The organism is Pseudomonas sp. GZD-222 (assembly GCF_049310525.1).
Lineage (GTDB): Bacteria > Pseudomonadota > Gammaproteobacteria > Pseudomonadales > Pseudomonadaceae > Aquipseudomonas.
Genome location: NZ_JBMOWO010000046.1, coordinates 17,045 through 38,130, shown reverse-complemented (window position 1 = coordinate 38,130; position 21,086 = coordinate 17,045). Strand labels below are relative to the sequence as shown.

The 21,086-nt window shown below is 60.4% G+C and carries 19 protein-coding genes; 13 read left to right on the top strand and 6 right to left on the bottom strand.

Annotated features, from left to right (window positions below):
• Positions 1 to 47 precede the first annotated feature (47 nt).
• Positions 48 to 1,472, bottom strand: a complete 1,425-nt coding sequence (gene aspA, locus ACO6VD_RS08430; protein ID WP_400173890.1) for an aspartate ammonia-lyase — start codon at positions 1,470 to 1,472, stop codon at positions 48 to 50.
• 178 nt (positions 1,473 to 1,650) lie between these two features.
• Here aspA and ACO6VD_RS08425 point away from each other — a divergent pair, with 178 nt between their 5' ends.
• The gene (locus ACO6VD_RS08425) at positions 1,651 to 2,562 is read left to right on the top strand and encodes a LysR substrate-binding domain-containing protein (RefSeq protein WP_422418280.1); all 912 of its coding nucleotides are present in this window, start codon (positions 1,651 to 1,653) and stop codon (positions 2,560 to 2,562) included.
• 4 nt (positions 2,563 to 2,566) lie between these two features.
• Here ACO6VD_RS08425 and ACO6VD_RS08420 read toward each other — a convergent pair whose 3' ends face one another.
• Positions 2,567 to 3,193, bottom strand: a complete 627-nt coding sequence (locus tag ACO6VD_RS08420) for a hypothetical protein (RefSeq protein ID WP_422418279.1) — start codon at positions 3,191 to 3,193, stop codon at positions 2,567 to 2,569.
• A gap of 338 nt (positions 3,194 to 3,531) precedes the next feature.
• Here ACO6VD_RS08420 and purE point away from each other — a divergent pair, with 338 nt between their 5' ends.
• The 4 genes from purE to ACO6VD_RS08400 all read left to right on the top strand — a co-directional run bounded on the left by purE (position 3,532) and on the right by ACO6VD_RS08400 (position 6,033).
• Positions 3,532 to 4,023 (top strand): 5-(carboxyamino)imidazole ribonucleotide mutase, encoded by a 492-nt coding sequence (gene purE, locus ACO6VD_RS08415; RefSeq protein WP_400173891.1) that lies wholly within the window; start codon positions 3,532 to 3,534, stop codon positions 4,021 to 4,023.
• A 10-nt stretch (positions 4,024 to 4,033) separates the two neighbouring features.
• Positions 4,034 to 5,116 (top strand): 5-(carboxyamino)imidazole ribonucleotide synthase, encoded by a 1,083-nt coding sequence (locus ACO6VD_RS08410; RefSeq protein ID WP_422418276.1) that lies wholly within the window; start codon positions 4,034 to 4,036, stop codon positions 5,114 to 5,116.
• Positions 5,117 to 5,209: 93 nt separating this feature from the next.
• Positions 5,210 to 5,455 carry a GlsB/YeaQ/YmgE family stress response membrane protein gene (locus tag ACO6VD_RS08405; protein ID WP_400173893.1) on the top strand — a complete coding sequence of 82 codons (246 nt, stop codon included), beginning with the start codon at positions 5,210 to 5,212 and terminating at the stop codon, positions 5,453 to 5,455.
• A 44-nt stretch (positions 5,456 to 5,499) separates the two neighbouring features.
• Entirely contained in the window at positions 5,500 to 6,033 is a 534-nt protein-coding gene (locus ACO6VD_RS08400; protein WP_422418275.1) for a DUF3299 domain-containing protein, read from the top strand.
• 77 nt (positions 6,034 to 6,110) lie between these two features.
• Here ACO6VD_RS08400 and ACO6VD_RS08395 read toward each other — a convergent pair whose 3' ends face one another.
• Positions 6,111 to 7,007: a D-hexose-6-phosphate mutarotase gene (locus ACO6VD_RS08395; protein ID WP_422418274.1), complete on the bottom strand. Its 897-nt coding sequence runs from the start codon at positions 7,005 to 7,007 to the stop codon at positions 6,111 to 6,113.
• A gap of 72 nt (positions 7,008 to 7,079) precedes the next feature.
• Positions 7,080 to 7,481 carry an acyl-CoA thioesterase gene (locus tag ACO6VD_RS08390; RefSeq protein WP_009402429.1) on the bottom strand — a complete coding sequence of 134 codons (402 nt, stop codon included), beginning with the start codon at positions 7,479 to 7,481 and terminating at the stop codon, positions 7,080 to 7,082.
• 373 nt (positions 7,482 to 7,854) lie between these two features.
• Between ACO6VD_RS08390 and ACO6VD_RS08385 the strand changes: the two genes are divergently transcribed.
• From ACO6VD_RS08385 to ACO6VD_RS08350, 8 genes are all read left to right on the top strand, one after another.
• The gene (locus tag ACO6VD_RS08385; RefSeq protein ID WP_422418272.1) at positions 7,855 to 9,144 is read left to right on the top strand and encodes an MFS transporter; all 1,290 of its coding nucleotides are present in this window, start codon (positions 7,855 to 7,857) and stop codon (positions 9,142 to 9,144) included.
• A gap of 161 nt (positions 9,145 to 9,305) precedes the next feature.
• Entirely contained in the window at positions 9,306 to 10,304 is a 999-nt protein-coding gene (locus ACO6VD_RS08380; RefSeq protein WP_422418271.1) for a phosphate ABC transporter substrate-binding protein PstS, read from the top strand.
• A 139-nt stretch (positions 10,305 to 10,443) separates the two neighbouring features.
• Entirely contained in the window at positions 10,444 to 12,732 is a 2,289-nt protein-coding gene (locus ACO6VD_RS08375; RefSeq protein WP_422418269.1) for a phosphate ABC transporter permease, read from the top strand.
• 17 nt (positions 12,733 to 12,749) lie between these two features.
• The gene (pstA, locus tag ACO6VD_RS08370) at positions 12,750 to 14,420 is read left to right on the top strand and encodes a phosphate ABC transporter permease PstA (protein ID WP_422418267.1); all 1,671 of its coding nucleotides are present in this window, start codon (positions 12,750 to 12,752) and stop codon (positions 14,418 to 14,420) included.
• An 85-nt stretch (positions 14,421 to 14,505) separates the two neighbouring features.
• The gene (gene pstB / locus ACO6VD_RS08365) at positions 14,506 to 15,339 is read left to right on the top strand and encodes a phosphate ABC transporter ATP-binding protein PstB (RefSeq protein ID WP_400173900.1); all 834 of its coding nucleotides are present in this window, start codon (positions 14,506 to 14,508) and stop codon (positions 15,337 to 15,339) included.
• A gap of 56 nt (positions 15,340 to 15,395) precedes the next feature.
• Positions 15,396 to 16,154 carry a phosphate signaling complex protein PhoU gene (gene phoU / locus ACO6VD_RS08360; RefSeq protein ID WP_400173901.1) on the top strand — a complete coding sequence of 253 codons (759 nt, stop codon included), beginning with the start codon at positions 15,396 to 15,398 and terminating at the stop codon, positions 16,152 to 16,154.
• Between the two features lie 162 nt (positions 16,155 to 16,316).
• Positions 16,317 to 17,213, top strand: a complete 897-nt coding sequence (locus ACO6VD_RS08355) for a response regulator (protein ID WP_422418265.1) — start codon at positions 16,317 to 16,319, stop codon at positions 17,211 to 17,213.
• Positions 17,214 to 17,379: 166 nt separating this feature from the next.
• Entirely contained in the window at positions 17,380 to 18,276 is an 897-nt protein-coding gene (locus tag ACO6VD_RS08350; RefSeq protein WP_422418263.1) for a peptidoglycan DD-metalloendopeptidase family protein, read from the top strand.
• Positions 18,277 to 18,282: 6 nt separating this feature from the next.
• Here ACO6VD_RS08350 and ACO6VD_RS08345 read toward each other — a convergent pair whose 3' ends face one another.
• The gene (locus ACO6VD_RS08345; RefSeq protein ID WP_422418261.1) at positions 18,283 to 19,623 is read right to left on the bottom strand and encodes a hemolysin family protein; all 1,341 of its coding nucleotides are present in this window, start codon (positions 19,621 to 19,623) and stop codon (positions 18,283 to 18,285) included.
• A 115-nt stretch (positions 19,624 to 19,738) separates the two neighbouring features.
• Positions 19,739 to 21,049: a phosphate regulon sensor histidine kinase PhoR gene (gene phoR, locus ACO6VD_RS08340; protein WP_422418260.1), complete on the bottom strand. Its 1,311-nt coding sequence runs from the start codon at positions 21,047 to 21,049 to the stop codon at positions 19,739 to 19,741.
• Positions 21,050 to 21,086: the final 37 nt, after the last annotated feature.

Sequence of the window (21,086 nt, the reverse complement as noted above, 5' to 3'; positions counted from 1 at the left end):
GAGAGGTGTCTAGTCCCTCGACCTGGTGAGCGGTGTTACAGCATCGGTTAGCCTTTCAGCGGAACCAGACGCGGAGCAATCATGTTTTCCGGACGCAGGATGTCGGTGAGCATCTCTTCGTCCAGCAGGCCTTCCTCGCGGACCAGTTCCAGCACGCCACGGCCGCTTTCCAGGGCGATGGCAGCGATACGGGTCGCGTTTTCGTAGCCGATGTACGGGTTCAGGGCGGTGACCAGGCCGATCGAGTGCTCGACCAGTTCACGGCAGCGCTGTTCGTTGGCGGTGATGCCGACGATGCAGTGCTCGCGCAGCATGTCCATGGCGCGTTGCAGCAGACGGATCGAGTCGAAGATCTTGTAGGCGATCAGCGGCTCCATGACGTTCAGCTGTAGCTGGCCACCTTCGGCGGCGACGGTCAGGGCCAGGTCGTTGCCCATGATGGCGAAGGCCACCTGGTTAACGGCTTCCGGAATTACCGGGTTGACCTTGCCTGGCATGATCGAGCTGCCTGGCTGACGTGCTGGCAGGTTGATTTCGTTGATGCCGGTACGTGGGCCGCTGGACAGCAGGCGCAGGTCGTTGCAGATCTTCGACAGTTTGACTGCGGTACGCTTGAGCATGCCCGAGAACAGAACGAAGGCGCCCATGTCCGAGGTGGCTTCGATCAGGTCGGCGGCCGGTACCAGCGGCTGGCCGCTGATGGTTGCCAGGCGCTGAACGGCCAGCATCTGGTAGCCCGGGTCGGCGTTGATGCCGGTACCGATGGCGGTACCGCCCAGGTTGATTTCGGTCAGCAGCTCTGGCGCCAGCGAACGCAGACGGTTGAGGTCTTCGGTCATGGTGGTGGCGAAGGCGCGGAATTCCTGGCCAAGGGTCATCGGCACGGCGTCCTGCAACTGGGTGCGGCCCATCTTCAGAACGTGGCTGAATTCTTCACCTTTGGCTGCGAAGGCCTGGATCAGGCTGTCGAGGCTGGCCAGCAGGGCGTCGTGACCGAGCAGCAGACCCAGGCGGATCGCGGTCGGGTAGGCGTCGTTGGTCGACTGCGCCATGTTCACGTCGTTGTTCGGGTGCAGGTACTTGTACTCGCCCTTCTGGTGACCCATGGCCTCCAGCGCGATGTTGGCGATTACTTCGTTGGCGTTCATGTTGGTAGAAGTACCAGCACCGCCTTGAATCATGTCGACCACGAACTGCTCGTGGAAGTCACCGCGGATCAGGCGGGCACAGGCCTCGCTGATGGCAGCGTGCTTGGCATCGCTCAGGTGACCCAGCTCGCGGTTGGCGTCGGCAGCGGCCTGCTTGACCATCGCCAGGGCGACAACCAGTTTAGGGTAGTGCGACAGCGGAACACCGGAGAGGTGGAAGTTGTTGGCAGCGCGCAGGGTCTGGATGCCGTAGTAGGCATCAGCTGGGACTTCAAGGGTGCCAAGCAGGTCTTTTTCGACGCGGAACGATGCAGCAGCGGACATGATAAATATCATCTCGAGTTTGGCCCGGCACATGCCGGAATGGCGCTAATCCTAGGCCTGCGCCGATTTTGCGGCCAATGCTGTTGCACGCTAACCTATGCACAAACGGCATAATGGTTGATGTGACGCCAACCGACATTCGAGCGTGTACCATTTTGGTGCATGCCTGGAGAGACAGATGAACCTCGAAAGCAAATGGCTGGAAGACTTCAGTGCCCTGGCGGCGACCCGTAGCTTTTCCCAGGCGGCCGAGCGCCGCTTTGTGACCCAGCCGGCCTTCAGCCGCCGTATTCGCAGCCTTGAGGCCGCGTTGGGGCTGACCCTGGTCAACCGCTCGCGCACCCCGATTGAGTTGACCGCAGCGGGACAGTTGTTCCTGGTCACGGCACGTACCGTTGTCGATCAACTGGGAGAAGTGTTGCGCCATTTGCATCACCTGGAGGGCGGGCAGGGCGAGGTGATTCAGGTGTCGGCCGCTCACTCCCTGGCCTTGGGCTTCTTCCCGCGCTGGATCGCACAGTTGCGCAACGATGGTCTGAACATCGCTACCCGGCTGGTGGCCACCAACGTCGGTGATGCGGTGCATGCCTTGCGTGAGGGCGGGTGCGACCTGATGTTGGCGTTCTATGATCCGGATGCTGCATTGCAGATGGACCCCGAGATATTTCCGTCACTGCATCTGGGGCATACCGAGATGCTGCCGGTGTGCGCAGCCGACAACGACGGCAAGCCGTTGTTTGACCTCGAAGGCGAGGGTAGCGTGCCGCTCCTGGCGTACAGTGCCGGGGCGTTCCTAGGGCGATCGGTCAATCTGTTATTGCGCCAACGTAGCCTGCGTTTCACCACCGTGTATGAGACGGCGATGGCTGACAGCCTCAAGAGCATGGCCCTGGAAGGCCTGGGCATTGCGTGGGTACCGAGGCTGTCGGCTCGGGCGGAGCTTGAACGCGGTGAGCTGGTGGTCTGTGGTGGTGCTCAGTGGCACGTACCGTTGGAAATCCGTCTGTATCGCTGTGCCCTGGTGCGCAAGGCCAACGTTCGACTGTTATGGCGCAAGCTGGAGTCGGCAGGCAGTCAGGATCCCGTCTGAGTCCTCAGTGGGCGTTGGCATTTATGTAGTCGCTGATGTTCTGGCGGTTCTTGTCGCTGTATCGATAGCAGTTGGAACGAAGGGGGACCCGGGGGTGGGTATAGGTTTCGCAGAACCAGCCATTGAAGTTGACTTGCGCATCTTCATGAGTGGCCGAAAACATATGCCCTAATTCATGGGCCGGCGCTGCAAACGTAGCGAGCGAGGCTATGGCGGTGGATTGTTTAAAGTAGGCCAGACCGCCGTTGTAATTCAATCCATTCTTGTCATAGGGCTCTTTGGTGAACAGCATGTGTTTTTTCAGGAGCGAGGCGGGATTCGATTCTGGACGGTAACTCGCTTCTTGCGTGAAAAGCGCAAGGATCTCAGTGCCACTCATGGCTGAATAGTCGATGTCTGTGATACCGGGTACATTGCGCTGAAAGATGACTTCTATCGGGTGGTTTGAGATCAGGCGCATCTCCTCAATCCAGTGCTCAAAGTAGTCTTTGTTCAACTGCTCATTGCTGATGTCGGCGAGCTCATCATGGGGGTAGACCCAGACCACCAAGGATCTGGCGGCCATGGCCGAAGGCAAATGCAGGGCGCAGAGTAGCGCGAGCAGAGAGGCGAAGGGTTTGAATACGGTCATTGTGGCGTCCTCCATTGACGCTGGGGTGTTGGGAGGCTAACGCTAAGATGACTGTTGCGAGGGGGGCAGCAGGAAAAGCTGGCTGCAGTGGCCTGGCGACTCCCTGTACCCGGCAAGGGTGCAAGAAATGCTTTTGACTCTGAAGTCAGCCAAAGCCCCGAAAAATAAGGCCGACAGTTGGTCGTCAGGGTGCATCAAAGCTGCGCCTTTACGATATACTGCGCGGCCTTCGGTCGGTTTTCCCCGACCCTAATTCGTATAACAAGCCACGCCGGTTGTCCCGCGTGGCTTGTTGTTTTTTGACGCGCCTGCGGGCGCCCAAGAGAAGAGGCTCGACGATGAGTGCACTGGTTGGCGTGATCATGGGCTCCAAGTCCGATTGGTCCACCCTTAGCCACACCGCCGATATGCTGGAAAAACTCGGCATTCCCTACGAGGTCAAGGTGGTTTCCGCCCACCGTACCCCGGACCTGCTGTTCCAGTATGCCGAAGAGGCCGAAGGCCGCGGCATCGAGGTGATCATCGCCGGTGCCGGTGGCGCTGCCCACCTGCCAGGCATGTGTGCGGCCAAGACCCACCTGCCGGTCCTGGGTGTTCCGGTGCAGTCGGCGATGCTCTCCGGGGTCGATTCGCTGTTGTCCATCGTGCAGATGCCCGCCGGTATTCCGGTGGCTACGCTGGCGATCGGCAAGGCCGGTGCGATCAACGCTGCGCTGCTCTCGGCGAGCATCCTCGGGGCCAAGCACCCGCAGTTCCACACGGTGCTGAAGCAGTTCCGCGCTGAGCAGACAGACAGCGTTCTGGACAATCCAGATCCGCGCCAGGCTTGAGGTCAAACCCATGAAAATCGGTGTAATCGGTGGCGGCCAGCTGGGTCGCATGTTGGCCCTGGCAGGCACCCCGCTGGGCATGAACTTCGCCTTCCTCGACCCGGCACCGGATGCCTGCGCCGCGCCGCTGGGCGAGCACCTGCGTGCCGATTACGGCGATCAGGACCACCTGCGCCAGTTGGCTGACGAAGTCGACCTGGTTACTTTCGAGTTCGAAAGCGTACCGGCTGAAACCGTGGCCTTCCTGTCGCAGTTCGTACCGGTCTATCCGAGTGCCGAATCGCTGCGTATCGCCCGCGATCGCTGGTTCGAAAAGAGCATGTTCAAGGATTTGGGCATTCCGACGCCGTCGTTCGCCGACATCCAGTCGCAAGCCGACCTGGACGCCGCAGTAGCCAGCATTGGCCTGCCGGCGGTGCTCAAGACCCGTACCCTGGGTTATGACGGAAAAGGCCAGAAAGTGCTGCGAACGGCCGAAGATGTTGTGGGTACCTTCGCCGAACTGGGCAGCGTGCCCTGCCTGCTGGAAGGCTTCGTGTCGTTCACCGGCGAAGTCTCGCTGATCGCCGTGCGTGCTCGCGATGGCGAAACCCGTTTCTATCCGTTGGTGCACAACACCCACGAGAACGGCATTCTGCGCCTGTCGGTGGCCAGTGAAGACCACATGCTGCAGAGCCTGGCCGAAGACTATGCCGGTCGCGTGCTCAAGCAGCTCGACTATGTCGGTGTGCTGGCATTCGAGTTCTTCGAAGTCGACGGCGGCCTGAAGGCCAACGAGATCGCCCCGCGTGTGCACAACTCCGGGCACTGGACCATCGAAGGCGCCGAGTGCAGCCAGTTCGAAAACCACTTGCGCGCTGTTGCTGGCCTGCCGCTGGGCTCGACCGCCAAAGTCGGCGAAAGCGCGATGCTCAACTTCATCGGTGAAGTACCGGCGGTAGACAAGGTGGTTGCCATCGACGACTGCCACCTGCATCACTACGGCAAGGCCTTCAAGGTCGGGCGCAAGGTTGGTCACGCCACCCTGCGTTGTGACGACATGGCGACCCTGGAACAGAAGATCCAGCAGGTCGAAGCCCTGATCCAGGGCTGAAGGGAACCTTCCTCCTTCGCGGTCCCTCTGATGGCGGGATGCCAAAGCGCTGACTAGGCTTTGGCGTGCGCCATTTCATTCAGAGGGATTGCCATGGGTATCATCGGAACCATCTTCATCGGCCTGATCGTTGGTCTGCTGGCACGCTTCATCAAGCCCGGCGACGACAACATGGGCTGGATCATGACCATTCTCCTCGGCATTGCCGGTTCGCTCGCGGCGACCTACGGCGGCCAGGCGCTGGGCATCTACCAGGCCGGAGAGGGTGCAGGTTTCCTCGGTGCACTGGTGGGCGCGGTGGTGCTTCTGGTGATCTACGGCATGGTCAAAAAGAACTGACGACAGGCTAGAATGCTCGGCAATTTCCGTTGCCGAGCATTTTCATGCGCCGTGTATTGCTGCTTTCCCTTTTGCTCATCAGTGGCCTGGCTCGCGCCGAGCTGCCGGAAACCGACTGGCTGGAGCTGATGCCCAAGTCGGACCAGAAAGCCCTGGAGCAAATGCCGGAGATCGATCACAACTCCCCGGAAGCCATGGGCACCTTCACCGACAAGGGTGGGATGAAGCAAGCCAAGGGTTTGCCGGCGGTGATGTATTCGACCAAGACAGTGGCCGCCATGAACGGCAAGCACATCCGCCTGGGCGGCTATCCGGTGCCGCTGGAAACCGATGCCAAGGGCAACAGCACGCTGTTCTTCCTTGTGCCCTATCCGGGTGCCTGTATCCACGTCCCGCCACCACCGCCTAACCAGCTGGTGCTGGTGCGTTACCCCAAGGGTTTGAAGCTGGACGATATCTACACGCCGCTGTGGGTCAACGGCACCTTGAAGATCGAGAAGGTCAGCAATGACCTGGCCGATGCAGCCTATGCGATGGATGCGGCCAAGGTGCGGGTAGTGGAAGACGCCGATCTTTGAATGATCGCGGGGCAAGCCCGCTCCCACCGGCCTGTGCAGTTTACCCGGTGGGAGCGGGCTTGCCCCGCGATAGTGATCTAGAGCCGTTCGCTATCGATTTTCAGACTTAGCGAATGGGTTGCCCCAGGCGCCAGCGTCACTACATCGTCCCAGACGTTCGCCGTCTCGATACACAGCATGCGCTGCCAGCCATCGTCGGCCATGTCCGGCAGTTCAGCGGCGCGCCCGACCCACGGGTTCCAGATCACCGCTGAACGCGAGCCGCTGCTGGTCAGGCGAATGCGCCGGTTCCAGGCCGGGTCGACGATGCTTAATTGTTCAGGTGCTTGCAGGTAGATGCGATCAGTCTCACCGGCAAAGCCGAGGACGCCCTGTTGTGTGCGTTGCTCCCAGTCGGCCAGGGTTTCGATGTAGCTCAGGCCATCAACGCCTTCTATCTGCACCTCACGCACATCGCTGACTGCAAAGTAGCTGTGCAGTGCCTGGCTGATGGTGACCGGGACATTGTCGAGGTTGTAGCTGGACAGGGTGATGCTCAGTTGTGCGGCCATGACGATGGTGAGCGTCAGTTCCACATTGTGGGGCCAGCCGGGAAGATCGCCCTGGGTGTCGGGCAGGGTGAATTCAACCCGGACACTGTCGCCGCTGCCTTCGATGCCCAGCAACTGCCAGTCGCGACCCCGCACCAGGCCATGGGCCGGTGCTTCTTCAGCGCCATACATGGCTTGTACCGCAGAGGGATTGCGCTTGAGGTTGCCAAACCAGGGCCAGCACACCGGAACTCCGGCGCGCACGGATTTGCCCTGCTTGAAAATGGCCTGTTCGCTGAGCCACAGCAAAGGCGGCTCGCCGAGTCGCTGATAGCTCAGGATCTGCGCACCCTGCTGGGCAACCAGCAGTTCGGCAGTGTCGCTGGTGATGCGCCAGCAATTGAGCTCGCCGTGCTGTTCGGATTCGACCTTGGGTGTGGACATGCGCTTTATCTCGTTGGTTTGCCGTACGGTCTTGGACCGCTCGCATACCTTCGAGTTTACCGCGCAGCCGTGTCAGCGACGAGGAGGAACCGAGCGGGTGCGACCGCTGCCGTCGATGGCGACGAACACGAATACAGCCTCGGTGACCTTGCGCCATTCGCTGGACAGCGGATCGTCGCTCCACACTTCGACCATCATCTGGATCGAGCTACGGCCGATTTCCAGGGTCTGGGTATAGAAGGACAACTGCGCGCCAACGGCCACAGGGACCAGGAAGGCCATACGGTCGATGGCAACGGTCGCCACCCGGCCACCGGCAACGCGACTGGCCATGGCAGTGCCAGCCAGGTCCATCTGGGCGACTAGCCAGCCGCCGAAAATGTCGCCGAAACCGTTGGTTTCACGCGGCAATGCAGTGATTTGCAAGGCCAGGTCGCCTTGCGGGATAGGATCTTCTTGTTCGAGTTCAATCATGCCGGGGGTGCCTCTGACCCGTGACGCTTCGTTGGTTGGCGCTATGACAGACGCCTCGAAAAACGATTCAGCACAACTATTCTACGCTGCTTTCGCTTTGCCAGGCGGCGAAGGGAAACTCTGCGAAACCGACTAAGCACTTCTAGCGGCGTTTTCGCACAACATCCTTCAGACGACGCAACCCCTTCCTACAGGCGGCCAGTATATAGAGCGAAAAGCGCAGCGACGACCATGCAGTCATGAATACTTGTATTGATTTTGTACTGCGCTGTGCTTTTTCCAGCAATTTGCTATCGTTCGGAGCTTCCCAGGCCCAAACCCGCGTCGCAGGCGGCCTGTTGTCTCAATAAAGACATACCAATAAGAGATACCTATGACCTCCGTGCCCGGCAGTATCGCGCAGCCTTCGAGGCCGCTCACCCGCAGTGACTACAAGACCCTGTCGCTTTCCGCCCTGGGCGGTGCGCTGGAGTTCTACGATTTCATCATTTTCGTGTTCTTTGCCACCGTGGTCGGCAAGCTGTTCTTTCCCGCCGACATGCCTGAATGGCTGCGCTTGATGCAAACGTTTGGCATTTTTGCCGCGGGTTATCTGGCGAGGCCCCTGGGCGGTATCGTCATGGCCCACTTCGGCGACCTGCTGGGGCGCAAGAAAATGTTCACCTTGAGCATTTTCATGATGGCCGTGCCGACGTTGATCATGGGCCTGCTGCCAACCTACGCGCAGATCGGCATGTGGGCGCCGATCCTGCTGTTGCTGATGCGGGTAATCCAGGGTGCAGCGATTGGTGGCGAGGTGCCGGGCGCCTGGGTGTTTGTTTCCGAACATGTACCTGCGCGCAACACGGGTTATGCCTGCGGCACACTGACAGCCGGGCTGACCTCCGGAATCCTGCTCGGCTCGCTGGTGGCAACGTTGATCAACACTATCTACAGCCCTGAGGAAGTCGCTGACTACGCCTGGCGTATTCCATTCCTGCTCGGCGGGGTGTTCGGGTTCTTCGCGGTGTATTTGCGCCGCTGGCTGCATGAAACCCCGGTGTTTGCCGAAATGCAGGCGCGCAAGGCGCTGGCCGAAGAAGTCCCTCTGCGTGCGGTATTGCGTGACCACCGTGGCGCCATAGTCCTGTCGATGTTGCTGACCTGGCTGCTGTCGGCTGGCATCGTCGTGGTGATCCTGATGACCCCGGCCTTGCTGCAGAGCCTGTATCAGGTCAGCCCGACCGATTCGCTGCAGGCCAACAGCCTGGCCATCGTCCTGCTCAGCCTGGGTTGCATTGTCACGGGTGCGCTTGCCGACCGCTTTGGTGCCGGCCGGGTATTCATCGTCGGCAGCCTGCTGTTGCTGATTTCCTCCTGGACCTTCTATCACAGCCTGCCGACCCATCCCGAGTGGATGTTCCCGTTGTATGCCCTGACCGGGCTGTTTGTGGGTATTGTCGGCGCCGTGCCCTATGTCATGGTCAAGGCTTTCCCGCCTGTGGTGCGCTTCAGTGGCCTGTCTTTCTCCTACAACATGGCTTACGCGATCTTCGGCGGTCTGACCCCGATGGTGGTGACCGCGCTGCTCAAGTTCAGCCCCATGGCACCGGCCTACTATGTCGCCGGCATCTGCACCATTGGTCTGCTGGTGGGTATTTATCTGTTGGCCAATAAACGCTGAAAGCGCTCTAGCTCAATCCTCGCAACATTTTGAAAAGGCCATCACCGTCATTCGGTGATGGCCTTTCATCTAATTGTCACATTCGATTCATAAAGTGTTCATGCGGCCTGCAGATACTTGGGCCCGATCCATCTCACCCCAATTCCTGCTAGGAGCAAGGCATGAAACTGAAGCGTTTGATGGCGGCCCTGACTTTCGTCGCCGCTGGCGTTGCCACCGCCAATGCGGTTGCCGCTGTTGACCCTGCTATTCCGACCTACACCAAGACCACCGGTGTGTCGGGCAACCTCTCCAGCGTCGGTTCCGATACCCTGGCGAACCTTATGACTCTGTGGGCTGAGGCCTACAAGAAGGAATACCCGAACGTAAACATCCAGATCCAGGCTGCCGGCTCCTCCACTGCGCCACCCGCGCTGACTGAAGGCACCGCCAACCTCGGCCCGATGAGCCGCAAAATGAAGGACGTCGAGCTGCAGGCGTTCGAGCAGAAGTACGGCTACAAGCCAACCGCTATCCCGGTTGCCGTCGACGCCCTGGCCGTGTTCGTGCACAAGGACAACCCGATCAAAGGCCTGACCATGGCTCAGGTCGATGCGATTTTCTCGTCGACCCGTCTGTGTGGCGCCAAAGCCGACGTGAAAACCTGGGGCGACCTGGGCGTGACCGGCGACCTGGCCAACAAGCCAGTCCAGCTGTTCGGTCGTAACTCGGTATCCGGCACCTACGGCTACTTCAAAGAAGAAGCCCTGTGCAAAGGCGACTTCAAGCCTAACGTCAACGAACAACCTGGCTCGGCTTCGGTCGTGCAGTCGATCAGCAGCTCGCTGAACGGCATCGGTTACTCGGGCATCGGCTACAAGACTGCCAGCGTCAAGACCGTGCCTCTGGCCAAGAAAGACGGTGGCGCATTCGTTGAAGACAACGAAGCCAACGCCCTGAACGGTACTTACCCGCTGTCGCGTTTCCTCTACGTTTACGTCAACAAGGCACCGAACAAGCCTCTGGCCCCGCTGGAAGCCGAGTTCGTCAAACTGGTTCTGTCGCAAGCAGGCCAGCAGGTTGTCGTGAAAGACGGTTACATCCCGCTGCCAGCCAAAGTGGCTGCCAAAGCCCTGGCTGACCTGGGCTTGGACCACGCCAAAGGCGTAGCGGCAAACTAAGTGTGAGACAGGCAGGGTCTGGAAATGACCAGATCCTGCCGCAAATTGCGAGTCCGCTGCCAGGGATATCTGAGCGGCGGGCTTTTTTGCGTCACTGCATTGTCATGTTTTTGTAATACGGGACCGCTAGGGTGTGCGCATGAATGATCTGGCCAACTCCACCATGACCCAAAATTCTCCCCCCCTGCGGATTGATTTCAATACGCCGGAACTGCAACGCAAGCGCCGTTTGCGTGCGCTCAAGGATCGCCTGACCCGCTGGTATGTACTGGTCGGCGGGCTTGCCGTGCTGGCAGCGATCACCTTGATCTTCTTCTATCTGGCCTATGTGGTCGTGCCCCTGTTCCAGGGCGCCACACTGACCAGCAAGAAAGCGCTGGAGCCGACCTGGTTGAGCCAGGATGCCGGCAAGCCGCTGATGATTGCCCTGGAAGAGCAGAACCTGGTGGGCATGCGGGTTTCCGACAAGGGTCAAGTGCTGTTCTTTGACACCAAGACCGGAGTCGAGCTCAAGCGCGTCGAACTGCCGGTGCCAGCAGGCACTCAGGTGACCTCCATCGGTGCCGATCAGCCGGGCAACCCGCTGGTTGTACTGGGTCTGTCCAATGGCCAGGCGCTGGCGTTCAGCCACAGCTATAGAATCACCTACCCGGACAACAAGAAAACCATCACCCCGGCCGTCGACTTCCCGTATGGTCAGGAGCCGTTCGTGCTCGACGAGCAAGGCCGCGCGCTGGAGCACGTCAGCCTCAATGTGAACGGTGAAACCCTGGTGGTTGCCGGTTCCACCGGCGCGCATCTGCAAGTGGTGTCGCTGAGCCGCGAAGAAAACATGATGACCGGCGAGGTCACCAGCGAGCAGAACCGCATCGATCTGCCGCAGATGAGCGAACCGGTCAAAGCGATCTTCATCGACCCGCGCCAGCAGTGGCTGTATGTGATCAACGGCCGGGCCCAGGCGGATGTCTTCAGCCTGCGTGACAAGAGCCTCAACGGTCGCTACAAGCTGCTCGAAGACGGTAATGCCGAAGTCACTGCCAGCACCCAGCTGGTGGGCGGTATCTCGCTGATCATCGGTGACTCCAAAGGCGGTCTGGCCCAGTGGTTCATGGCTCGCGATCCGGATGGCGAGCAGCGCTTCAAGCGCATCCGTGAATTCCAGATGGGCACAGCGCCGATTGTGCAGATCGATGCCGAAGAACGTCGCAAGGGCTTCGTTGCCCTGGATGCCAGCGGCAAGCTGGGCGTGTTCCACAGTACCGCACACCGCACCTTGCTGGTTGAGCCGGTAGCCGAAGGCGCAGGCGTTCTGGCGCTGTCGCCACGGGCCAACCGCATCATCGTCGAAGAGGGCGGCAAGCTGCTGCCACTGACGCTGAAGAACCCGCACCCGGAAGTGTCCTGGAGCGCGTTGTGGAGCAAAGTCTGGTACGAGAACTATGACGAGCCGAAGTACGTCTGGCAGTCCACCGCGTCGAACACCGACTTTGAACCGAAGTTGAGTCTCTCTCCGTTGACCTTCGGTACCCTGAAGGCAGCGTTCTACGCGATGATCCTGGCAGCTCCGTTGGCAATTGCCGCAGCAATCTACACCGCTTACTTCATGGCCCCGGGCATGCGCCGCAAGGTCAAGCCAGTGATTGAGCTGATGGAGGCAATGCCGACGGTAATTCTCGGCTTCTTCGCCGGTCTGTTCCTCGCTCCGTACCTGGAAGGGCACCTGCCGGGTGTGTTCAGCCTGTTCCTGCTGATGCCGATCGGCATCCTGGTCGCCGGCTTCGCCTGGAGCCGTCTGCCCGAGTCGATTCGCCTTCGTGTTCCGGATGGTTGGGAGGCCGCGATCCTGATCCCGGTGATCCTGCTGACCGGCTGGTTCGCGCTGTACATGAGCCCGTTGCTGGAGACCTGGTTCTTCGGTGGTGACATGCGCCTGTGGATCACTAACGACCTGGGCATCACTTACGACCAGCGCAACGCACTGGTAGTGGGTATCGCCATGGGCTTTGCGGTGATCCCGAACATCTATTCGATTGCCGAAGACGCCGTGTTCAGTGTGCCGCGCAGCCTGACCCTGGGTTCCCTGGCACTCGGTGCAACGCCATGGCAGACCCTCACCCGCGTGGTCATCCTGACCGCCAGCCCGGGCATTTTCTCGGCGCTGATGATCGGTATGGGCCGTGCAGTGGGTGAAACCATGATCGTACTGATGGCTACCGGCAACACCCCGGTCATGGAAATGAACCTGTTCGAAGGCATGCGCACCCTGGCCGCCAACGTTGCGGTGGAGATGCCGGAGTCGGAAGTCGGTGGCAGTCACTATCGCGTGCTGTTCCTCGCCGCGCTGGTGCTGCTGATGTTCACCTTCGTGATGAACACCTTGGCCGAGCTGATTCGCCAGCGTCTGCGCAAGAAATACTCGTCGCTTTGATAGAAAGGTAGAGATCCGTGAAAAAGGATTCCCTCAAAAGCTGGTTCAAGAGCGGCGCCCCTGGCGTCTGGATCAGCGGTGGCGCGGTAGCCATCGCGGTGATCATGACCATCGGTCTGCTCTCCGTGATTGCCGTACGCGGCCTCGGCCACTTCTGGCCGGCCGACCTGGTCCAGGCCACCTACAAGGTGCCTGGCCTGGCCGACCACGTCGTCGTCGGCGAAGTGGTGCAGAAGGAAGAAGTACCTCTGGCGCGTTTGAAAGGGGCCGGCTTGCCGGTGCCTGACAACGGTCCGGAGTTCATGACCCGTGAGCTGATCAAGGTCGGTAACCGTGACCTCAACGGCAGCGACTTCACCTGGGTGGTCGGCGACTGGCTGACCGACATGCAGACCCCGGTCGACCTGATTGCCCTGGAGCGTCGTGAGTGGGGCAACTTTTACGGCTACCTGGTGAGCGTCAAGGAGAACGGCAAGGTCGTCGCCGAAGGCAAAGCGGCCTGGGCTGAACTGCAAGCGCGCCTCAAGCGAGCCGACCAGTTGAACGGCGAGCTGCAAAAGCTTGAGAAGAAGGACATCGGTGCCATCAACTATGGCCTTGAGCGTCTTCGTCTGCAGTCCCGCAAGCTGGAGCTCGACGGTAAGCTGGATGCCGCCGCCCAGGCCGACATGGACGCCGAACGTGCCGAGCTGAACAACCGCTACAAGGCCATCGAAGAGCGTCTGGGCAACCTGCATGCGGACTTCGGTCGCGACAGCCTGGTGGCCAAGGACGGTAACGGCCGTGAAATCGAGATCAACCTGAGCAAGGTGGTTCACGCTTACCAGCCGAACGCCATGGGCTACTTCACCAAACTGGGTGTGTACTTCGCCAAGGTCTGGGAGTTCCTGAGCGACGACCCGCGGGAAGCCAACACTGAAGGCGGGATCTTTCCTGCGATCTTCGGCACCGTGATGATGACCCTGATCATGGCCGTGATCGTCACCCCGTTCGGCGTGCTGGCGGCGGTGTACCTGCGTGAATATGCACGTCAGGGGCCGGTGACTCGTTTGATCCGTATCGCGGTGAACAACCTGGCCGGTGTACCGGCAATTGTCTACGGTGTATTCGGCCTGGGCTTCTTTGTCTACGTACTGGGTGGCTCGCTTGACCGCCTGTTCTTCCCCGAAGCACTGCCGGCGCCAACCCTGGGTACTCCAGGTCTGCTCTGGGCGTCGCTGACTCTGGCACTGTTGGCGGTACCGGTGGTAATCGTGGCCACTGAAGAAGGTCTGGCGCGTATTCCGCGTACGGTTCGCGAAGGCTCGTTGGCCCTCGGTGCAACCAAGGCTGAAACCCTGTGGAAGATTGTTCTGCCAATGGCCAGCCCGGCGATGATGACCGGCATGATCCTCGCCGTGGCACGTGCCGCTGGTGAAGTGGCGCCGCTGATGCTGGTGGGTGTAGTGAAACTGGCGCCATCGCTGCCAGTCGACGGCAACTACCCGTACCTGCACCTGGACCAGAAGATCATGCACCTGGGCTTCCACATCTACGACGTCGGCTTCCAGAGCCCTAACGTCGAGGCCGCGCGGCCGCTGGTGTATGCCACCGCGTTGCTGCTGGTGCTGGTGATCGCCACGCTCAACCTGTCGGCGGTGTGGATTCGTAACCACCTGCGCGAGAAGTACAAAGCGCTGGACAGCTGATCGATACACCTTTTTTGCAAGTGCCGCCCGTGTGTTGTGCCGGGCGGTTCGATGAAACGAAATTGATAGCGTATGGAGTCTGACCATGCAGCAAGAATCCCACGCCCACGGCATCGATATGTCAGCCCTGGGTCGTACCAAGCAGAGCCTGCAACTGGCCGATGAAACCGTAGCCATTGAAGTACCTGGCCTGAGCTTGTACTACGGCGACAAGCAAGCCCTGTTCGATGTCAGCATGAACATTCCGAAGCAGCGCGTGACCGCCTTCATCGGTCCGTCCGGCTGCGGTAAGTCCACCTTGCTGCGTACCTTCAACCGCATGAACGACCTGGTTGACGGTTGCCGTGTCGATGGCGCGATCAACCTGTACGGCAACAACATCTACCGCAAGGGCGAAGACGTGGCCGAGCTGCGTCGCCGGGTCGGCATGGTGTTCCAGAAGCCCAACCCGTTCCCCAAGACCATCTACGAAAACGTGGTCTACGGTCTGCGCATCCAGGGCATCAATAAAAAGCGCGTGCTCGATGAAGCCGTGGAATGGGCACTTAAAGGTGCGGCGCTGTGGGATGAAGTCAAAGACCGCCTGCACGAGTCGGCACTGGGCCTGTCCGGTGGTCAGCAGCAGCGTCTGGTGATTGCCCGGACCATCGCCGTGGAGCCTGAAGTACTGCTGCTCGATGAACCGTGCTCGGCACTCGACCCGATCTCGACGCTGAAAGTCGAAGAGCTGATCTACGAGCTGAAGTCCAAGTACACCATCGTCATCGTTACCCACAACATGCAACAGGCCGCGCGGGTTTCCGACTACACCGCCTTCATGTACATGGGCAAACTGATCGAGTTCGGTGATACCGACACGCTGTTCACCAACCCGGCGAAGAAGCAGACCGAAGATTACATCACCGGTCGGTATGGCTAGGATTCAACGACTGAACGCCGCCTGACAGCACTTACCGGACGCTCCAAGGATTTCTCATGATCGATAAAGACAGCCTTACCCACCACATCTCCCAGCAGTTCAACGCCGAACTCGAGGAGGTCCGCAGTCACCTCCTGGCGATGGGCGGCCTGGTCGAGAAGCAGGTCAACGACGCGGTTACCGCGCTGATCGAGGCCGATTCGGGCCTGGCCCAGCAGGTGCGTGAAGTCGACGAGCAGATCAACCAGATGGAGCGCAACATCGACGAGGAATGCGTGCGCATTCTCGCCCGCCGCCAACCGGCTGCTTCCGACTTGCGCCTGATCATCAGCATTTCCAAGTCGGTGATCGACCTGGAGCGTATTGGTGACGAGTCGACCAAGATTGCCCGCCGGGCTATCCAGCTGTGCGAAGAAGGCGAGTCGCCGCGTGGCTATGTCGAAGTGCGTCATATCGGCGACCAGGTGCGCAACATGGTCCGTGATGCGCTGGATGCCTTTGCCCGTTTCGACGCCGACCTGGCGTTGTCGGTGGCCCAGTACGACAAAACCATCGACCGCGAGTACAAGACTGCACTGCGCGAGCTGGTCACTTACATGATGGAAGATCCGCGTTCGATTTCGCGGGTACTCAGCGTGATCTGGGCCCTGCGCTCGCTGGAGCGGATTGGCGACCATGCCCGTAACATCTCCGAGCTGGTGATCTACCTGGTGCGCGGCACCGACGTGCGTCACCTGGGCCTGAAGCGAATGAAAGAAGAGGTCGAGGGTGTCAGCGAAAAGGCTAATGTTCCGGCTGAAACTGACGATAAGTAAGACTGCCCCGAGAATGAACGCCCGGCCCTGGCCGGGCGTTTTCGTTTGCGGTCGAGCACCTCAAGGCAGCCGCGAACGAAACCACGAGTCCCGGCGTGAGCCGATATTTGGCAAATGGCCATCAGTCAGCGTTATGCTAGTCGGGATGTAATAGGAGTGGCGATGAGTAAAGTCAGTGTGTTGGTTGTGGATGATGCGCCGTTCATTCGTGACCTGGTGAAGAAGTGTCTGCGCAACTATTTCCCGGGTATTGTCATCGAAGACGCCGTCAACGGCCGCAAGGCCCAGACGTTGCTGTCGCGTGAAGCCTTCGACCTGGTCCTGTGCGACTGGGAAATGCCGGAAATGTCCGGGCTGGAGCTGCTGACCTGGTGCCGTCAGCAGGAATCCATGAAGACCCTGCCGTTCATCATGGTGACCAGCCGTGGCGACAAGGAAAACGTCGTCCAGGCGATTCAGGCAGGTGTCTCCGACTTCGTCGGCAAGCCGTTCACCAACGAGCAATTGCTGAGCAAAGTGAAGAAGGCCCTGACCAAGGTAGGCAAGCTCGATACCTTGCTGGCCAGCGCACCGACGCGCGCTTCTTCGGCCTTTGCCAACGACTCGCTAAGCGCCTTGACCGGCGGGCGTGCCGAAGCGGTGAAGCCAGCGGCGCCAGCGGCTCCGGTTGCGCCAGCCAAACCATTGATCAGTGCGCCTAAGCCGGCCGCTGCCGCGCCTGCGGGTCGTGGCCAGGGGCAGTTGCGTCTGCCAAGTGGGGTTCAGCCCTGCGTGATCAAGGCCCTGAGCCTCAAGGAGGCGTTGCTGGTGGTGCGCCGTGGTGAGACCCTGCCACAGGTGCTGGAAGGCGCTGTGCTCGATCTGGAGCAGGGCGAGAACGCCGAAATCGCCCGGCTCAATGGTTATCTGCATGCAGTTGCAGCACTGGAACCCAAGCCAGACAGCGATTGGCTGCAGCTGACCTTCAAGTTTGTCGATCAGGATGCGCAGAAGCTGGACTACCTGTCGCGGCTGATTGCCCGCGGTACCGCGCAGAAACATTTCGTACCTGGGGCCTGATAAAACCTATCGCGGGGCAAGCCCGCTCCTACCGGTGGGAGCGGGCTCGCCCCGCGATGGTGACACCGCTCGTCTCCTGGCACACCGCTGAAACACTCTCGGCATTCCCCCGGCAAAATCCCCTGCTAGTCTTCGACAGAACTAACCTGTCAAAAAGCCACTGCTCATGCCAGCACGTTCGCTGCTGTTCTGTGCCTTGTTCGTGGCTTGCAGCCCGATCCTGGCCTCGACCCTCTACAAAAGCACCGATGCCTACGGTGTAGTCTCGTACTCCGATCGTCCACTGCCTGGCGGGCAGGTCCTGGTCTTTCGCGACCGGATGGTTGAACAGTTGGGCGACCAGGTGCGATTGCACGCGATCAAGTTCGCCACCGGTGTGAGCTTCAGTGCCCGCAACGATACCTATGCGCCGGTGGAAGTAGAGTTGCGTCTGGAACGCCTGAGCAATACCAAGGGCGAAGGCACGCGGCTTGTGCGGCGCGTGGTGCCTGCGCGTTCAGCCGTGCTGCTGACGGTGGTCAACGCACGGCAGGCCGAGCGTCCGGTGAGCTATCAGGAGAAGTTCAGCTACGCCCTGGGCAACCCGGCACAGCGCCAGCAGGCTTTTAAATACCCGCTGCCATGGCGCGGTGGGCCTTTTCGCGTCACCCAGGGGGCCAATGGCAGCTACAGCCACTTCGGCCCCAAAGGCCGCTACGCCATGGACATCGCCATGCCTGAAGGCACGCCGATCATCGCTTCACGGGCGGGGGTGGTGATCAAGACCGAGAACAATCAGAGCGGGCGCGGGACTCACCCGGCCGGTAACTTCGTGCGAATTCTGCATGACGACGGCACCATGGGTGTCTACCTGCACTTGATGCGCGGTTCCGTGGTGGTTCGCGAGGGCCAGCGGGTGGTGTACGGGACGGCCTTGGCAAAATCCGGCAACACCGGCAACAGCACCGGCCCGCATCTGCATTTTGTCGTGCAGCGAAACGTCGGGCTGGCGCTGGAGTCGATTCCTTACCAGTTCAACCAGCCCGTCGGTGGCTTGCCGAACTTTACCGCCGGCAACCCCTGAGGCGGCTCAATCGAGCTTGAGCACCTTGGCCAGGACAATCTTCGGGCCTTTCATCTTCTTGATGATGATGCGCAGACCTTCGACTTCCAGCAGCTCTTCCTCTTCCGGTACCCGCTTGAGAGTCTCGTAGACCAGGCCGGCGAGGGTTTCTGCCTCGATATGGTCCAGGTCTACGCCGAGCAGGCGCTCGACCTTGAACAGCGGCGTGTCGCCACGTACCAGCAACTTGCCTGGCTGGTAGGCAAGGATGCCGCGTTCGGCCTTGCGGTGCTCGTCCTGGATATCACCTACCAGCACTTCCAGCACGTCTTCCATGGTCAGGTAGCCAATGACCTTGCCATCGGCTTCCTCCACCAGGGCAAAGTGCGCGCCACCTTTGCGGAACTGCTCCAGCAGGTGGGACAGGGGCATGTGACGGGACACGCGCTCCAGCGGCCGGGTTAGCTCGGCGAGGTTGAAGGATTCGGGAATATGCTCAAGATCCGCCAGCTCCAGCAGCAGATCCTTGATGTGCAGCAGGCCGATGAACTCACCGCGTGTGGCATCGAGCACCGGGTAGCGGCTGAACTTGTGCCGACGGAACATCGCCAGGATTTCCTTGAGCGGCGCATGGGCGTCCAGGCAGACCATGTCTTCACGCGAGTTGGCCCAGTCGACCACTTCCAGTTCGCCCATCTCCACTGCCGACGCAAGTACACGCATGCCCTGGTCGCTAGGGTTCTGACCACGGCTGGAATGGAGGATCAGCTTCAGTTCGTCGCGGCTGTAATGGTGCTCGTGGTGTGGTCCGGGTTCTCCCTGGCCGGCGATACGCAAAATGGCGTTGGCGCTGGCGTTGAGCAGGTAGATGGCCGGGTACATCAGCCAGTAGAACAGGTACAGCGGCACGGCAGTCCACAGCGACAGCAGTTCGGGCTTGCGGATTGCCCAGGACTTGGGTGCCAGCTCACCGACCACGATGTGCAAATAGGAAATCACAAAGAAGGCGCTGAAGAACGACACTGCCTTGATCACTTCCGGCGACTCTACGCCGATGGCGCCCAGCAGCGGTTCAAGCAGATGTGCGAAGGCCGGTTCACCGACCCAGCCCAGGCCCAGCGAGGCGAGGGTGATACCCAGCTGGCAAGCCGAAAGGTAGGCATCAAGCTGGTTATGTACGGTGCGCAGGATTTGCCCGCGCCAGCCATGCTGCTTGGCAATCGACTCGACCTTGGTCGAGCGCAGTTTGACCATGGCGAACTCGGCAGCAACGAAAAAACCGTTGAGCAGCACCAGCAGCAGAGCAAAAAGAATCATGCCGAAGTCGGCGAAAAGTGAGGCGAAGCTAATACCAGGGGAAGGGTCCATGATGGGGTTTTACGGGGTCCGTCATCTGAAAAAAGAGAGAAGTGCGGTGCCAGCATTTGCTGGCACAAGTCCGCCAATGTAGCGGCTGGGGGCGCGATTGCCTAGAGGTTAACCCTCAGGAGGCAATGCGCTGAGCAATTTGAACGGGGGCGAAATGGCAGGTAAAGGTGCTGCCATGGCCGGGTACGCTACTGATCTCCAGGCGTGCACGGTGACGCAACAGCACGTGCTTGACGATCGCCAGGCCGAGCCCGGTACCGCCGGTATTCGACGCACGGCTGGAATCGACCCGGTAGAAACGTTCGGTCAGGCGTGGCAGGTGCTTGGCGTCGATACCAATCCCCGAGTCCTGAACGCTCAGGTGCGCACCTTGCTCGTCTGCCCACCAACGGATGCGGATCTGCCCTTCGTCCGGGGTGTACTTGACCGCATTGAACACCAGATTGGAGAAGGCACTGCGCAGCTCCGCCTCACTGCCCTTGAGGCGAATGCCGGGGACGGCTTCGAGGGTAATGCGCTGGTTGCGCTGGCCGGACAGGGCCTGGGCGTCGCTTTTGATCGTCTGCAGCAGTGCTTCGACCGCTACTGGCTGATTGTCCGAGGGGTAGTCGGTGGCTTCCAGCTTGGCCAGCAACAGCAGGTCATTGAGCAGGGTCTGCATGCGCAGGCCCTGTTGCTGCATCTGCTGCAAGGCACGAACCCAGCGCGGATTCACCTCCTCGACGTTGTCGAGCAGGGTTTCCAGATAGCCGGCGATTACCGTCAATGGCGTGCGTAGCTCATGGGATACGTTGGCAACGAAATCCTTGCGCATCTGTTCGAGCTGATGGATGCGGGTCACGTCGCGAACCAGCATCAGGTGCTCGTTGTTGCCGTAGCGGGTGATATGCAGCTGGACGCGCAAGCGGTCATTGATCGGCGACGGGATTTCCAGCGGTTCGAGGTAGTTCTCCTGTTCGAAGTACTCCTTGAAGCGCGGATGACGCACCAGGTTGGTCACGGGCTGGCCGCTGTCCTGAGGGGTTTTCAGGCCCAGCAGGGTTTCGGCGGCGCGGTTCCACCACTCCAGGTTGCCGTCGCTGTCGAGCATGATCACCGCGTCCTTGAGGGCTGCGGTGGACTCCTGCACACGGTCGATCACCGCCTGCAGACGGCCACGCACGCGCTGGTCGCGGCGTTGCAGATGATAAATGCTGTCGAACACTTCGCCCCACAGGCCATAGCCATCGGGAGGCGCTTCATCGGGCTTGTGCAGGCGTAGCCACTCATGCAAACGCAGCAGTTGCTTGAGGGTCCAGCCCAGGTAGAGCGCCAGGCCCAGGGCCAGGCTCCAGCCGTAGTAGCCGCTGATCAGGCCGACCAGCAGGCAGGCGGTGATCAGGAGCAGCATGTGGCGAATCAGGGTGCCATGCCAGTTCTGGTTCAATTAACGACGCGTCCTTTCCAATACCTTGGCCTGATTA

Bases quoted from the DNA above. Each gene is read 5' to 3' on its own strand.
- ACO6VD_RS08420 (WP_422418279.1), bottom strand. From the start codon at position 3,193: ATGACCGTATTCAAACCCTTCGCCTCTCTGCTCGCGCTACTCTGCGCC.
- ACO6VD_RS08410 (WP_422418276.1), top strand. From the start codon at position 4,034: ATGAAAATCGGTGTAATCGGTGGCGGCCAGCTGGGTCGCATGTTGGCC.
- phoU (WP_400173901.1), top strand. From the start codon at position 15,396: ATGATCGATAAAGACAGCCTTACCCACCACATCTCCCAGCAGTTCAAC.
- ACO6VD_RS08405 (WP_400173893.1), top strand. From the start codon at position 5,210: ATGGGTATCATCGGAACCATCTTCATCGGCCTGATCGTTGGTCTGCTG.
- purE (WP_400173891.1), top strand. From the start codon at position 3,532: ATGAGTGCACTGGTTGGCGTGATCATGGGCTCCAAGTCCGATTGGTCC.
- ACO6VD_RS08400 (WP_422418275.1), top strand. From the start codon at position 5,500: ATGCGCCGTGTATTGCTGCTTTCCCTTTTGCTCATCAGTGGCCTGGCT.
- ACO6VD_RS08385 (WP_422418272.1), top strand. From the start codon at position 7,855: ATGACCTCCGTGCCCGGCAGTATCGCGCAGCCTTCGAGGCCGCTCACC.
- ACO6VD_RS08350 (WP_422418263.1), top strand. From the start codon at position 17,380: ATGCCAGCACGTTCGCTGCTGTTCTGTGCCTTGTTCGTGGCTTGCAGC.
- ACO6VD_RS08355 (WP_422418265.1), top strand. From the start codon at position 16,317: ATGAGTAAAGTCAGTGTGTTGGTTGTGGATGATGCGCCGTTCATTCGT.
- ACO6VD_RS08380 (WP_422418271.1), top strand. From the start codon at position 9,306: ATGAAACTGAAGCGTTTGATGGCGGCCCTGACTTTCGTCGCCGCTGGC.
- ACO6VD_RS08395 (WP_422418274.1), bottom strand. From the start codon at position 7,007: ATGTCCACACCCAAGGTCGAATCCGAACAGCACGGCGAGCTCAATTGC.
- ACO6VD_RS08375 (WP_422418269.1), top strand. From the start codon at position 10,444: ATGAATGATCTGGCCAACTCCACCATGACCCAAAATTCTCCCCCCCTG.
- aspA (WP_400173890.1), bottom strand. From the start codon at position 1,472: ATGTCCGCTGCTGCATCGTTCCGCGTCGAAAAAGACCTGCTTGGCACC.
- ACO6VD_RS08425 (WP_422418280.1), top strand. From the start codon at position 1,651: ATGAACCTCGAAAGCAAATGGCTGGAAGACTTCAGTGCCCTGGCGGCG.
- ACO6VD_RS08390 (WP_009402429.1), bottom strand. From the start codon at position 7,481: ATGATTGAACTCGAACAAGAAGATCCTATCCCGCAAGGCGACCTGGCC.
- ACO6VD_RS08345 (WP_422418261.1), bottom strand. From the start codon at position 19,623: ATGGACCCTTCCCCTGGTATTAGCTTCGCCTCACTTTTCGCCGACTTC.
- pstB (WP_400173900.1), top strand. From the start codon at position 14,506: ATGCAGCAAGAATCCCACGCCCACGGCATCGATATGTCAGCCCTGGGT.